9 protein-coding genes are annotated in these 14,056 nt (G+C 71.2%); 1 reads left to right on the top strand and 8 read right to left on the bottom strand.

Annotation, left to right across the window (positions count from 1 at the left end):
* Window positions 1-81: 81 nt before the first annotated feature.
* From ACFVS9_RS05995 to eccD, 8 genes are all read right to left on the bottom strand, one after another.
* Window positions 82-453 (bottom strand): hypothetical protein, encoded by a 372-nt coding sequence (locus ACFVS9_RS05995; RefSeq protein WP_383115334.1) that lies wholly within the window; start codon window positions 451-453, stop codon window positions 82-84.
* Between the two features lie 3 nt (window positions 454-456).
* Complete coding sequence (locus tag ACFVS9_RS05990; RefSeq protein ID WP_383115333.1) at window positions 457-909, bottom strand: YbaB/EbfC family nucleoid-associated protein; 453 nt, start codon at window positions 907-909, stop codon at window positions 457-459.
* Between the two features lie 171 nt (window positions 910-1,080).
* On the bottom strand, window positions 1,081-4,593 hold the full coding sequence (locus tag ACFVS9_RS05985) for an AAWKG family protein (protein ID WP_389930372.1): 3,513 nt from the start codon (window positions 4,591-4,593) through the stop codon (window positions 1,081-1,083).
* Window positions 4,594-4,715: 122 nt separating this feature from the next.
* Entirely contained in the window at window positions 4,716-5,180 is a 465-nt protein-coding gene (locus tag ACFVS9_RS05980; protein ID WP_383115331.1) for a type VII secretion system-associated protein, read from the bottom strand.
* A 140-nt stretch (window positions 5,181-5,320) separates the two neighbouring features.
* Window positions 5,321-5,629, bottom strand: coding sequence for a WXG100 family type VII secretion target (locus ACFVS9_RS05975; RefSeq protein WP_383114446.1), 309 nt, complete (start codon window positions 5,627-5,629; stop codon window positions 5,321-5,323).
* Between the two features lie 90 nt (window positions 5,630-5,719).
* A complete protein-coding gene (locus ACFVS9_RS05970) occupies window positions 5,720-6,055 on the bottom strand; it encodes a hypothetical protein (RefSeq protein WP_383114447.1) in 336 nt (111 codons plus the stop codon).
* Between the two features lie 451 nt (window positions 6,056-6,506).
* A complete protein-coding gene (gene eccB / locus ACFVS9_RS05965) occupies window positions 6,507-8,087 on the bottom strand; it encodes a type VII secretion protein EccB (protein ID WP_383114448.1) in 1,581 nt (526 codons plus the stop codon).
* 48 nt (window positions 8,088-8,135) lie between these two features.
* Entirely contained in the window at window positions 8,136-9,542 is a 1,407-nt protein-coding gene (eccD, locus tag ACFVS9_RS05960) for a type VII secretion integral membrane protein EccD (RefSeq protein WP_389930368.1), read from the bottom strand.
* 435 nt (window positions 9,543-9,977) lie between these two features.
* Here eccD and eccCa point away from each other — a divergent pair, with 435 nt between their 5' ends.
* Window positions 9,978-13,982, top strand: coding sequence for a type VII secretion protein EccCa (gene eccCa / locus ACFVS9_RS05955; RefSeq protein ID WP_383114450.1), 4,005 nt, complete (start codon window positions 9,978-9,980; stop codon window positions 13,980-13,982).
* The last annotated feature ends 74 nt before the right edge of the window (window positions 13,983-14,056 follow it).

Raw genomic sequence — 14,056 nt, 5'->3', positions numbered from 1 at the left:
CGAGGGCCGTCCTGGAGCCCGTGCGGGCAGGACGGAGCGGCCGCTCCCCGTGCGGTGCGGGAGCGGCCGGCGGAGCGGCGGTCAGCGGCGGCCATGCCCGCCCGAGCTGTCGCCGATCCCGTCGGTCTCGATACGGCTGGTGCCCTTCTCGACCTGCTCGATGTTGTGGTCGCGGGTGTCCTTCATCATCCGGACCTGACTGACCGTGGCGTCGGTGATGCCGACCAGCGCATCACGGATGGACAGCATGGTGTCCTTGGTGGTCTGGCGTTCCTTCTGCTCCTGCGGCTTGGCCTTCTCCGCGAAGTCGCCTTCCGTGCCGGGCCAGTTCACCGTGGGTGCCAGCTCGTCGAGGAACTCCTCGGTCATGCTTCTGGTCAGGGTGCCGATCTCCTCCAGCTGCTTCGCCAGAGCCTCGATGCGCTGCGGGTCCGCGTAGTAACGCTGTCCCATCCCTCAGTCCCCTCCCTCTTCGCCGAGTGCGTCCCGCCATGCGGGGGTCCCACGGCCTCCGCGTGCCGTGTCCTCGTCCTCCCGCAGCACCTCGGGACCGAAGATGCGCTCCCAGTCCAGCTCGAAGCCCTTCAGTTCCGGCACGTCGCTGCTGGGCTCGGCGAAGGGCGCCATCGCCTTCATCACGTGCCGGTTCATCTTCGTGCGCGCCGCGCTCGCCGCCTCCAGGACGCTGGCCGCCAACTCCTGGGGGGACATGTCGCGGTACTTGTTCTCCAGGAACTCGATCCCGGCCAGCTCGCCCTGGGGGCCGGAGGTGGCACGGACCGCGCGGTCGGAGGAGAGCGACGAGAACGACGCCGTCCGCAGTTCCCGCTCGGTACGCGCCACCGCCTCCTGGGCCGCCTGCAGTTCGGCCATGGCCTTCTCCAGGCGCTTCTCCAGCGGTTCCGTCACGCTCGTTCCCCTCCTTCTCCGTCGGTCCCCACGTACGCCCCGTCCGGGGCGTACGGTCCTGCGCGTTGTCTCAGCTTCTCCGCCGATCTTGCCTGGTCGGCGCCCGCCACGGGAAGGCGGGGGTGGGCTGTGTCCGTCCCGCCGGTGGGGTACGCGGCGACCGGGCGCCGCTCACCGGCCGATGACGGACGGTGTGCCGCCCTCCTCGGTGCCCCACACATCGGCGTCCTCCTCCAGGTAGTCGGCGGACGTCGTGACCTTGCGGCCCGGCTCCGCCTTCTCCTCGGGCGATTCGCCGCCGGTGGTCGCCACCCGGGAAGCGGGCGCCAGGAAGGTGTCGCTGTCCTCCTGACGGTTCCACGGGCTGCGGCGGCGGCGGTTGCGTCGCTCGCTCTCCTCCGCGGCGTCGACCAGGACGGCGCGCACTCGCTCACCGTTGCCCTTGTCGCCGCCTCCGCCCATGCCGCCCATACCGCCGCCCATCGGCATGCCCGGGCTGCCGGGCGTGCCCGGGGCGCCAGGGGTGCCGGACTGGGCGGATGCGGCGAGCGGGCTGCCCGTGCCGCTCGTGGCACCGTCCGAGAGCGGGTCGACCGAGCCGCCGGCCCCGTCCGGGGAGAGGCCGCCGCCGAGCCCCGAGGTGCCCGTCTGACCGCCGCCGCTGCCGAGGTTGGAGAACTGCACGTCCCCCGTGGTGGTGGTGCCACCGCCCGAGCCGAGGCCGCCGGACCCGTTCAGACCGCCGAGATCACCGAGACCGCCCGACCCGTTCAGGCCCCCGAGACCGTCGAGGCCGCCCGACCCGTTCAGACCGCCGAGACCGTCGAGGCCGCTCGACCCGTTGAGGCCGCCGAGACCGCCGAGGCCGTCGAGGAGGCCGGAACTGTCCCTGCCGCCGCCCGTGTTGAGGTCGTGCAGGTCCACCGTCCGGGTCTGGCCCTGCGGGTCGGTGATGGTGGCGATGCCGGTGTCGGGGTCGATGACCTGCTTGCTGCCGTCGGGGAAGGTGTTGGTCAGCTGTCCGTTGTCCAGGGCGGTGGTGGAGCCGTCCGGGTTGTTCACCGTCGCCCCGTGGGTGAGGTCGGTGGTCACGGTCGAGCCGTCCGGGCCGGTCATGGTGAACGATCCGCTGTTCGGGTCGAAGACCCCCTTGCTGCCGTCCGGGAACAGCGTGCTGAAGTCGTCGTTCACCAGCGAGGTGTGGCCGCCGGTCGGAGTCTCCAGTCCGGACAGGGAGGAGTTGAGGTTCCCCAGGCCGCCCAGGTCTCCGATCGATTCGGTGGGCAGGTCGGAGTTGAGGTCACCGAGGCCCCCCGTGTCCGACGGCCCGCCCAGGATGTCCTGGCTGTTCAGGTTGCCGAGGCTGCCGAGGTTCTGGGTGGTGGTCCTGCCGTCCGGGTCGGTGGTGACGGCCTGGCCCGTCGCGGGGTCGACGACCTGGCTCGTGCCGTCGGGGAAGGTGGTCGTCAGCTTGCCGTCGTCACCGAGCGAGGTGACCGAGCCGTCCGGGTTGGTCACCTTCATGCCGTCGGTGAGGTTCTGCGTGGTGACGCCGGAGTCCGGGTGGGTGGTGGTGAGCAGCCCGTTGTCGGGATCGAAGGTGCTGCGGCTGCCGTCCGGGAACTCCGTGGTGAGCCTGCCGTCGTCGAGCTGGGTGTTGCCACCCGTCGGGGTGGTGAGGGGCGAGCCGCCGCCGGTGTTCAGGTCGCCGAGACCGCCCAGGTTCCGGGTGATGGCGTCGTTCGCGGCCTTGTTCGTCCCGCCCGCGCCGCCGTTGACCGCTCCGAGACCGCCCAGGTTCTGACTGACCGGCAGCGGGCCCCCCGAGGGGCCTTGCTGGTTGCCGTCCACGCCGCCCGGGCTGTTCAGGTCCCCCGGCGCGCCGAGGCTCTCGAAGACCGCCTTGTTCGCGTCACCGACGGCACCGTTGCCGTCGCCGCCCGGGTTGTTCACGTCCCCCAGGCTGCCCAGGCTCTCGGTGACCGGCTTGTTCCCGTTCAGCAGGTCGTCCAGTCCGCCGAGGTTCACCTCGTTGCCGCCGCCCGGGCCGTTGAGACCGCCGAGACTGTCGCCGAGCGCCTTGGCCTGCTCGTCGGCCTGGCGTTTGGCCTCGTCCGCCTCCGCCTGCTGCTCCGCCCGCAGTTTCTCCGCGTAGGCCTTGTCCTCCGCGCGCTGGGCGTTCGCCTCGTCCCGCAGCTTGTCCGCCTCGGCCTTGTCCTCCGCGCGCTGCGCCTCGGCCTCCGCCCGCAGTTTGTCGGCGTAGGCCTTGTCCTCCGCGCGCTGCGCCTCGGCCTCCGCCCGGAGCTTGTCGGCCTCGGCCTTGTCCTCCGCGCGCTGGGCGTTCGCCTCGTCCCGCAGCTTGTCCGCGTCGGCCTTGTCCTTGTCGCGCTGGGCCTTGGCCTCGTCCTGTTCCTCCTTGAGCTTCTTCTTCTCGTACTCCTCCGAGGCCGTGCTCGTCGACTTCGGCTCGGGGATGTTGTCGGAGAAGTCCTTGCCCAGGTCGAGGAAGTGGTTGTTCAGGGCGGACTGCACCTTCGCGGCGGGCTTGGTCAGGTAGTCGTCCACTCCCTGGGACCAGAGCTTGACCGCCGCGTCACCGACCTTCGCCCAGTTCGCGATGTCCGTGAGGTCGCCGTACTCGGGGTGCACCTGGGTGAACCCCTCCTTCGGCTTGTGGCTGATGGTCGTGATGTATTGCGAGGTGTACGACTGGATCTCCGTCCGGTCGACGTTCTCCTTGTCCACCCACCGTGCGAGCTCGTCCAGGATGTAGCGCAGCACCTGGTGCGGGTCGTAGTACGGGGAGTTGGCCCACTTCAGCCATGCGTCCAGCAGGTCGTTGGCCGCGTTCTCCAGGTAGGTGCGCCCCAGGGACAGGGCCTGTGAGTACACCGTCTTGCCGGCCACCGCCTCGTCGCCGGTGCTGGACGTGGCCTTGAAGGTCTCGACGTAACTGTCGTAGTTCTCACGGATCTTCTTCAGCAGGCTGCGGAATACCTCGGCGGCCTCGCCCTTCCAGCTCGCGCCGTCCCCGCCGAAGCGGTCCTCCCAGTCCTTCAGCACCCCCGCGTGGTCCGTGAAGAACTTGGCCGCGAAGTCGAACGAGTCGCCCGTCTTGTTGAAGGAGGTCAGGTCCACCACCCCGGCCTCGGGGACGCCCAGGTCACTGAACCGGGCGTTCTTGGTGTTGCCGGTGAGCAGTTCGAGGAGCGCCGCCCGGGGCCCGTTCATGTACCGGGCGAGCGCCACGGTACTCATCTTGTCCTTGTTGTAGTCCGTGAACTCGTTGCCGCCCCGGACCTGCGCGTCGTGGACGTTGTCGGAGTTGGGACTGGCGAAGATGACTTCGTCACCGGCCTTCACGCGGCCCTCGAAGACGATCCGGGCCTGCCGGATCGAGTACTTCTTGCCGCTGTCGAAGAACCAGATGTCGTAGTCCTCGCCCTTGTTCATCAGGAACCCGGAGTCCTTGGTGAGCATGTCGAGACTCTTGGACTGGATGTCCATCCGGAAGAGCTTGCCGCCGTGGTCCGAGCGGAGGGTGTCGAAGATCGTGCTGCGGTCCGGCACCGGATAGCCGGTGATGTGCGTGACCAGAGCGGCCCAGGTGTCGGCCGGCGTTTCCTTGACATCTGCGTACTCGGCGACGTGGTCGCCGGAGTGCTCATCGTACCCTTTTGCCACCGGGCGCTCTTTCTGGTCGGTTGTCTGTCGTACGGGCACACCACGCGTCCGCGCGGCTGCGCGGACCGCTGTCTCTCACACGCCGGGCGGCGAAGGCGCCGGCCGGCCCGTGCGGTACGGGCTCAGGTGGTGCTTTCGCCCGACGAGCCGCTGGTGAGCGTGTCGACCTCTTCGAAGGTCTGCAGCAGCGTCTGGGCGTCGATCGCGTCGAGGTTCTTGTTCTTGGTCTCGTTCGCGTCGTCGATGGTCTCGGTGAGGGCTTCCTTCAGCTCCTTGAAGAGCTTCATCTGGTCGCCGAGCAGCTTGTCGATGGCCGTGGCGGCCGTGCGGACGTCCTCCAGCAGGGTCGGTCCCGAGACCAGCTTCTCGGTGGCCATCTTGCCGATGCGCAGGAGCTGCTGGCTCTGGTCGAGGTTGTCCTCGGTGGTGTGCCCGTCGATGAGGTCACCGAGCGGCCGGACATCGGATCCGTTGCCGTCCTCGCGGTGCTTCTTCGCGGCGGTGTACACCGGGTGCACCTCGTTGTCGCGGAAGTTCTCCATCTGCTTGAAGTCGAAATGCTTGACGTCGGCCTTGTCAGCGGCCATGGGACGTCCTCCTGCCGTTCGGTGCCGGACCGGGGTTACGGGCAGGCCGGACGTACGGGGGCGATCCGGCCGGGCCCAGGAGATGCCGTCCTGATCGTGCCGGGGCACGCGTGCCCCGGCACGATCAGGACGGAGGAACCTCAGCGAGCCCGCACGCTGCCCCAGTTGTCGGCGCTCTTGCGCTCGTCACGGGAGTGGTTGTCGTGGATGCTCTGCACCAGTTCACCGCTGTCCCCGAGGAGCAGCGCCATGTTCTTGGTGGCCTGGTCCCACTCCGCCTGGACCCCGCGGTACATCTGCTGGTCGTCACCCTCCCATGAGGCGACGAGCGGCCTCAGCTCGTCCTCCAGGTTGTTGAGGGTGGTGATGATCTGCTGGGTCTGGCCCTTCAGCTCCTCGATCGCGTTCCGGACCGTGGAGTACTGCACGTCGATGATGCCGTCAGCCATGACATCTCCTCTCGGGTGGCCGGGCTCCAGGGCCCGGGCCGCTCTCTGTGCACGGTCCCCCCGAAGGGAGCCGGCACCGCTTGTGGGGGGTCAGCGCAGCGCTTCGAAGACGCCTTGGCTGGTCTTGCTGTTGAGCACCTCGGTCAGGTCCTGGTTCTCCTTCGCCAGGCGGTTGGCCGAGGTCACGTTCTCCTGGAGCGCGTCGACCATCTTGCTGATCTGGACGACGACCTTCTGCGCCTCGCCGTTCCAGCTGCGGAAGAGCTTCAGCAGGGCCTGGCCCTCGTCGCCGCCGACGCCCGAACGCGCCGCGATCTCCGCGACGTTGTTCTGGATCTTCTCGACAGAGCTACGGGCCGACTCCAGGGAGGAGACACCTCCCAAGCCCTTGGCATAATCCGCTTTCCTCGCGGCACTGTCCGCCATGTCGCGCTCCCTTCGTTCAGGCCGGTCTCGTTGCACACTTGCCCGCTGAGGCTAAAGAGAACTCAGCGTTCCGCGCAACGCGTGTGGGGAAGATTTGAGCATAGGGCAGTCGACGGAATCCCTGCATGGCAACGGAGTTGTCGCAATGTTTCCTCGGGATGAACCCGCCGCTCGTGAGCCGCACTCCGGCCGCACCCGCAACCGCCCGCCGGGCGGCGGATACGGCCGGGAAACGGGCAGCCGAAGAAGGCGAACGGTCACCCGGGCGGCCCGTTCCAGGCACGCCGCACGGACCGACGGGATTCACGGCCGCCCGCGACCCGAATATCTGAGCTTTATCTGAGGTTTCCCCGTGCGTTCGGGTCGCGGGAAATCCACCGCCCGCCGGTGCGAATCAATCCGTCCGCCGCTTTTCCCTTTGTTCGATGCCGTATGTGCGTTTTCACCTGTATCAGGACGCGGAGTCGGCCGCGCCGGGACCGTCCCCTGCGTCCGCCTTGTCCGTATCGCCGCTCTCCTTCGGCGCCTCGGCCTCGCACCGCGGGGCCGTGACACGGGGCTTCGCGATGCCGGAGGCGGCGGCCGGGTCGAGGTCCGCGCCGGTCGGGAGGGCGGCGAGCAGGGGGGCCGGGACCGAGCCGATGTCTCCGGCCGCGTAACCGAGCGCCGCCAGCGCGTCCTTGGCCGGAACCCGGTACTTCACGCCGTTCTCCGCGACCAGGTAGGTCGTGCCGGCGTGCGCGGCGCCGCTCGCGTGCAGGGCCCTGACGAGGGCTCCGCGCCCTGGCCGTACCACCGTGGCGTCCGTCCGGACGCAGGCCGGGCTGAGCGGCTGCGCCGTTCCCTCCGAGACCACGACCGGGGCGAGCGCGGTCAGCGGGACCAGGACCGACCTGATCCGGGTGCCGCCGTCGTCGCCGTCCACCTGGGCGCAGAGAGCGGTGCCGCGGGGCGCCGGCTGCGGGGCCGGGGGTGCGTCCGGCAGCTCCGCCGACACGGCGGGGCCCGGGTCCTTCGCCCCGTGCGTGCGCAGCGCGTCCGCGCCCACGGAGCGCGCCTCGGGCGACTTCCCCGCGTAGGCCTCCTTCTGCGTCGCGGGGTCGCCCAGCACGAGGGCGGCGCCGAGCCGGGTCAGCGGCACCAGCCCCTCCTTCCGCAGCAGGTGGTAGGTGCTGCCGCCGCCGGGCACGCTGACGTTGAACACCTGGCCGATCCGGCTCGCCCCGCCGCCGAGGTCCGGGCCCTCCTGACCGCGCCCGGGAACCGCGGGCGGCTTGAGGGCCGGGCCGGGGGCGAGCGCGTCGAGGAAGGCCGCGGAGACCGGCATCGCCCGTTCCGAGCCGTAGCCGAGGGCGTTGGCGGCGTCCGAGGCGCGGTCCAGCGGCAGCCTGCTGCCCCGCCACACCAGGTACTCGTTGTCGTCCGGGCCGCTGACCAGCACCCCCCGGTCCCCGCCGACGTTCCGGGAGTCCAGGGGTGCCCCCGCGACCACGGTGGTGGCGCCCGGCTTGTCCACCCCGGTGTCCGCCACGGCGCCGGAGGTGCTGGGCAGCGCCCCGTCCGGACCCGTGACGCACATGTGCCAGGCCCCGTCGTCGAGCTCGCCCGGTCCGGGCACGGCGTCAGGAGCGCCGGGGATTCCGGCCGGTGCCCCCACCGGGACACCGCCCAGCGAGGCGGTGGCGACGTCGGAGGTCGCCAGGTCGGAACCGCCGATCAGCCTCGCCGAGGCGTAGTTGCGCACCGGGTGCAGTACGCCGTCGGTTCCGGTCCACAGGTACCGGGCACCGGTCTCACGGTTGACCACCAGATGCTTGCCGTCCCGCCAGCCGTCGTTCCCGCCCGGGCGCAGCAGCCCGAAGACGGTGGCGCCGGCACCGAGCAGGACGGTCACCAGCAGGCCGAAGACCACTCCTCGGGTGGTGCGCCCCAGCGGGCTCTCCGGTGCGTCCGGGTCGGCCGTCAGCAGACCGGAACTGAGCCTCCCCATCATGAAACTGTGGGCCTGTACCTGGTCGCGCTTGGACTGCACTGCCTCTCCTCAACTTCTCGTTGCCCATGTGCCGGCGTGCGGGTGTACTCAGCCGAACAGGCCGCGAAGCCAGCCGAAGAGGCCCGCCACCCACAGGCTGAGGGGGAGCAGCGCGACGGCGATGAGGGTGTGGGCCAGCTCGGCCGCCCGGCCCCAGTACGGCAGCATCCGGCGGCCGGGCACCGTCCAGGACGCGGTCACGAGGCCGGCGGCGGCTGCCAGCAGCACCGCGAAGACCACCAGGCGTCCGGTGCTGTCGCTGTCCACCGCCCAGGCCCGGACGAGCAGCAGCAGGCCCCAGATTCCCGGCACCGCCAGGGTCAGCCGCTGCCCGATGTGCACGAGGCCCCGGGAGTGCAGGAGCAGGAGCAGGCTCAGGGCCAGCGCGGTCAGCACCTCGGCCAGGTCCGGGTGCTCGGCGAGGACGACCAGGGCGGCCGCGGCGATGACGCCGGTGGCGGCGAAGAGCGCGGCGACCCAGCGTCCGGCCAGTTCGGTGCGCTCGGCGACCTCGTCGCCCGCGTACGGATCGATGCCCTCCTGGAGCTGGCCCGCGGAGGACGGCAGGGACGGCATCCGCATGCCGGCCAGCTTGAAGGCGAACGGTGCGACGGTTCCGGCGGCCAGCGCCACCACCGTCGCCACCAGGGCCACGGCGGCCGGCGCGCCCAGGCCGGTGTACCCCATGAGGGCTCCGGCGACGGCGGCGGCCACGGAGACCACGGCGGTGGCCAGCAGGGCCGGGGCGCCGACCGCGGTGGCGGCGAGCGCGATGACCGCACCGCCCGCACCGGCGGCGCCCGCCGCGAGCAGCCGCGCGCCCACGACCTGCGCGGCGTCCGGGCCGGTCACGTCGCCACCGGGCAGGACCCAGCCGGCGAGTGCCAGGCACGGCGCGACCAGCAGGCCGAGCGCGGTCGCGGAGAGGCGGTCACCGACCGCGCGGCTGGCGGAACCGGCGCCGGCGAGGAGCAGCAGGCCGGCCACGCCCGCGCAGGCGGCGCGGACGGAGGCGGAGCTGTTCACCCCCGGCCAGAACACCAGGACGAGAGCGACCGCCACGGTCGCCACCGTGGTGCCCACCAGCAGCCCCCGGGCCGCCCCGGGATGCCAGGTGTGCAGCCGGCGGCCGGCGGTCTCGGCTATGCCGTCCACGAGATCGTCGAGCCGGGCCTCGGGCAGCGCCGAGGTGTGCGGACGCAGGTAGAGCACGGCGCCGTCGGAGAGACCGGCGCCCGCCAGGGTGGTCTCCTCGTCGAGCGGGGCGTCACCGAGCCGCTGGAGCACCCAGCCGGCGTGGTCGAGCCCGGCTTCCTCGGCTTCCTCCCCGACGTAGCGGAGCAGGGTGGGCAGGAGGTCGGCGACCGGGACGTCGGCGGGCACCGCCAGATCAACGGTGACGCTCGGCGCACGTACGGTCAGGCGGCACGATTCGGCCACCGCACTGTCGGTCATCAGCTGAACTCTCGGCTTCCGTGGGGGCTTTGACAGGGGCGCTCCCCCTCGGGAGAGGGGGTGTGCGAAGAGTACGGAAGGTCCGTACGGCAGGGAAATTGCGTCCGCGCGCGCCGCGACGGCCGCTCCCGCGTGGACAGTTCGCGTTCCGTGAATGCAGACTACTGCCTACGACCACCGGGTCGTATTGCGGATCGGACTCACTATCCGGTATGCAATTGGCCATCAAGGGAGTTGCTCCTCCCCCACTGTCCGCCCGAAACATTCACCCGGCGTTCACCGCGGCACGCGGGACCCGGAGAATCAGCGCGGTGCGGTCTTTCCCACTACCGGGTGCACCGGTATTCGGTACGGGCCGGAAAGCCGTAAAACCGGAGGTTCTGTTCCTTGAGTGTGGTGCTGTTTCGCCGTCCGGCCCGCCGCCGCGGACCGGAGATGCCCGAAGGGCAATTGACTCTCCAGGAGCCGCCGGTCCTCGCCGAGACCGTTCCGGACACCTCGGCCATATGGACTTATTTGCCGATGGCGCTGATGTCGGTGTCGATGATGCTGATGTTCCTGCGGCCCGGCGGCGGGAACGGCGTCTTCATGTATCTGGCGATGGGCGTCATGGCGCTCTCCGCCGGTGCCATGCTGCTGGGTCAGCTGATGCGCCGCTCCAGCGAGCGCAAGCAGCGCCTGAAGGGCGAGCGCCGCGACTACCTCCGCTACCTGGCGCAGACCCGCAAGCGGGTCCGGACGACGATCGCGGAGCAGCAGCGGGCGCTCGCCTGGCGCCACCCGGAGCCCAGGTCGCTCCGCTCGCTGGCCCGCACCTCGCGGCTGTGGGAGAGGCGTCCGGCCGACGAGGACTTCGGCGAGGTACGTCTCGCGGTGGGTGAACAGCAGCTCGCGCTCACCCTCGACCCGGTCTCCACCCGCCCGGTGGAGGACCTGGAACCCCTCTGCGCGCACGCGCTGCGCCGCTTCATCCGCGCCTACTCCACCATCCCCGAGCAGCCCCTCGGCCTCTACCTGCGCTCCTCGGCCCGCATCCTGGTGCGCCCCGACGAGGAACCCGAGGAGTCCGCCGGGACGGCCGCCGCGCCGCGGACGGAGGGCGGTCGGACCGCTGATCCCGACGGCGACGCGGTACGGGCCCTGGCGCGCGCGGTGCTCGGGCAGCTCGCGGTGTTCCACGCGCCCGAGGAACTGTGGATCGCCCTCTGCGTCAGCGACGAGCGGCGGGCCGACTGGGAGTGGGTCAAGTGGCTCCCGCACGCGCTGGACCCGCACGAGGAGGACGGCGCCGGCCACGTGCGCCGGATCACCGCCGACCTCAACGAGCTGGACGACCTGCTCGGCGCCGAGTTCGCCGAGCGCCCCGACTTCGACCCGGACGCCCGCCCCGGCCGCGACGAGCCCTACACGGTCGTCGTCCTGGACGGCGTCGCCGTGCCCGAGGGGCACCGCTGGGAGGGCCACGGCTACCGCAACGCGCTGGCCCTGGACATCTCCGGTGCGATGCGCTGGCGGCCCGGCCGCAACACGCTGCGGCTGACCGTCGGGCCCGGCCAGGTGAACCTGGTGCGCACCGACCGCAGCCGCAAGGAGCGTTCGGTGCCCCTCGGCCGGCCGGACCGGCTCGGCCCGCTCGGGGCGGAGGCCCTGGCCCGGCTGATCTCCTCGCGCCGCATGAGCCTGGGCGCCGACATCGCGCAGCCGATGGACACCGACGTCGAGCTGACCACCCTGCTCGGCATCCCCGACCTGCACCGGCACGATCCGCACACCCTCTTCAACAAGCACAGCGGCTCCGCACGGCTGCGGGTGCCGATCGCGGTCGGCGTGGACGGCCGTCCGGTGGAGCTCGACATCAAGGAGTCCGCCCAGGGCGGCATGGGCCCGCACGGCATGCTCATCGGGGCCACCGGTTCCGGCAAGAGCGAGCTGCTGCGCACCCTCGTGCTCGGGCTGGCCCTGACCAACTCCTCGGAGACCCTCAACTTCATCCTGGTCGACTTCAAGGGCGGCGCCACCTTCCTCGGCCTGGAGGAACTCCCGCACACCTCCGCCGTCATCACCAACCTCGCCAACGAGGTCGCCCTGGTGGAGCGCATGCAGGACGCCCTGCACGGTGAACTCATCCGCCGTCAGGAACTGCTGCGCTCCGCGGGCAACTACACCTCCGCCCTGGAGTACGAGCGGGCCCGCGCCGCCGGGACGGACCTCGCCCCGCTGCCGAGCCTGTTCGTGGTGGTCGACGAGTTCAGTGAACTGCTTTCCGCACACCGTGAGTTCATGGACCTCTTCGTGATGATCGGCCGTCTGGGCCGCTCCCTGGGGGTGCACCTGCTGCTCGCCTCGCAGCGCCTGGACGAGGGGCGGATGCACCAGCTGGAGAGCCATCTGTCGTACCGCATCGGCCTGCGGACCTTCTCCGCCATGGAGAGCCGCGGCGTGCTCGGCGTACCGGACGCCTACGAACTGCCGGCCCAGCCCGGCAGCGGCTACCTGAAGTCCGGTGTGGAGGCGCTGACCCGGTTCCGCGCCGCCTACTCCTCCGGGACGTACCGGCGTCGCACCGGTGCGGTGGTGCAGGCCCGGGTGGCAAGCCAGGTGGTGCCGTGGACCAGCGGCTGGGTGGTGCCGCGCACCCTGGAGGCCGCCCCCGGGCCGGAGCCGGAGACCGAGGAGACCGGCGACGAGGAGGCCCTGCTCGACGTGGCCCTGGACCGGCTGCGCGACTCCGGACTCGCCGCCCACCAGGTGTGGCTGCCGCCGCTGCGGGAGCCCTCTCCGCTGGACGCCCTGCTGTCGGGCATCGCCCCCGACCCGGAGCGCGGTCTCAGCGCGGCCGGCTGGTCCGGCAACGGCAAGCTGCGGGTGCCGGTCGGGCTCGTCGACAAGCCCTTCGAGCAGCGCCGTGACCCGCTGGTCGTGGACCTCTCGGGAGCGGGCGGCCACGTGGCCGTCGCGGGTGGTTCGCAGAGCGGCAAGTCCACCCTCACCCGCACCCTGATCACGGCTCTCGCCCTGACCCACACACCCGCCGAGATCCAGTTCTACTGCCTGGACTTCGGCGGTGGCGGCCTCTCGCAGCTCGCCGCCCTCCCGCACGTCGGCGGGGTCGCGGCACGGCTCAACCCGGAGCGGGTGCAGCGGGCCGTCGCCGAGGTGATGACGCTGCTCGCCCGCCGTGAGCAGTTCTTCGTGGACCACACCCTGGACTCCATGCAGTCCTACCGCCGCCGCAGGGCCGCCGGGGAGTTCCCCGACGAGCCCTTCGGGGACGTGTTCATGGTGGTCGACGGCTGGTCCACGGTCCGCCAGGACTACGACGACCTGATCCCGAAGTTCAACGAACTCGCCGCCCGCGGGCTCAACTACGGCATCCACCTGATCATCACCACCACCCGCTGGGTGGAGCTGTCCGCCCAGGTCCGTGACCAGGCCGCCACCCGCCTCGAACTGCGGATGGGTGACCCGATGGACTCCGAGATCGACACCCGCAAGGCCCGTTCGGTGCCGCGCAGCGGCGGCCGGGGCATCACCGCCGACAGCAAGATGCACTTCCTCGCCGGGCTGCCCCGGCTGGACGGCAGCGGCTCCCTGGAGGACCTCGGCGAAGGTGTCGCGCACCTCGTCGCCGAAGTCTCCCGGCACTGGTCCGGCGCACCCGCCCCGCAGGTCAGGATGCTGCCGCACCGGCTCCCGCTCGCCGAACTCCCCGCGCCCGAGGCCACCGAGGGCGGCGGCATGCGCCTCCCGCTCGGCATCGACCAGGACTCCCTGGAGCCGGTCTGGCACGACTTCAGCCGTACGCCGCACCTCATCGCGGTCGGCGACACCGAGAGCGGCAAGACCAACCTGCTGCGCCTCGTCACCAAGGGCATCACCGCACGCTACGCCCCGCACGAGGCGAAGATCATCGCGGTGGACTACCGGCGCACCCTGGTGGACGCGGTCCCGGAGGAGTACCGCATCGGGCACGTGATCTCGCTGGACAACCTGAAGGACACCATCGACGGCGCCGCCCGCGCGCTGAAGACCCGCGTCCCGGGAGCCGACATCGCCCCCGGCCGGATGCGCCAGTGCGACTGGTGGACGGGTCCGCGGCTCTTCATCCTGGTCGACGACTACGACATGGTCTCCGGGAACTCCTTCCAGAGCCCCTTCGAGCCGCTCTTCGAGAGTCTGACCCTCGGCTTCGAGATGGGCCTGCACGTGATCGTCGCCCGCAGCGCGATGGGTGCGGGGCGCGGCCTCAGCGACGCTCTGATCCGCCGCCTCGACGAGGCCAACAACCCCGCCGTCCTGCTCTCCTGCCCGCCCACGGAGGGCCGGCTCTTCGGCAACGCGAAGCCCCTCAACCTGCCGCCCGGCCGGGCCCTGCACATCGCCCGCCGCAAGCCGCAGCTGATGCAGACGGCACTGGTCGAGGAGGGCCAGGGGACGTAGGACCGACGGCACGGCGAACGAGAACACCCTCCCGCGGAACACCGCGGGAGGGTGTCGTGCTTCGTGCCCCGGCC

The sequence above is a fragment of the Streptomyces sp. NPDC058008 genome, assembly GCF_042886395.1.
Lineage (GTDB): Bacteria > Actinomycetota > Actinomycetes > Streptomycetales > Streptomycetaceae > Streptomyces.
The sequence above is the reverse complement of the archived record's forward strand: the minus strand, read 5'-3'. Positions and strand labels throughout refer to the sequence as shown.

Excerpts from the sequence above, each read along its gene's own strand:
- ACFVS9_RS05975 (WP_383114446.1), bottom strand. The coding sequence starts at position 5,629 with ATGGCTGACGGCATCATCGACGTGCAGTACTCCACGGTCCGGAACGCG.
- ACFVS9_RS05995 (WP_383115334.1), bottom strand. The coding sequence starts at position 453 with ATGGGACAGCGTTACTACGCGGACCCGCAGCGCATCGAGGCTCTGGCG.
- ACFVS9_RS05980 (WP_383115331.1), bottom strand. The coding sequence starts at position 5,180 with ATGGCCGCTGACAAGGCCGACGTCAAGCATTTCGACTTCAAGCAGATG.
- eccCa (WP_383114450.1), top strand. The coding sequence starts at position 9,978 with ATGCCCGAAGGGCAATTGACTCTCCAGGAGCCGCCGGTCCTCGCCGAG.
- ACFVS9_RS05970 (WP_383114447.1), bottom strand. The coding sequence starts at position 6,055 with ATGGCGGACAGTGCCGCGAGGAAAGCGGATTATGCCAAGGGCTTGGGA.
- eccD (WP_389930368.1), bottom strand. The coding sequence starts at position 9,542 with ATGACCGACAGTGCGGTGGCCGAATCGTGCCGCCTGACCGTACGTGCG.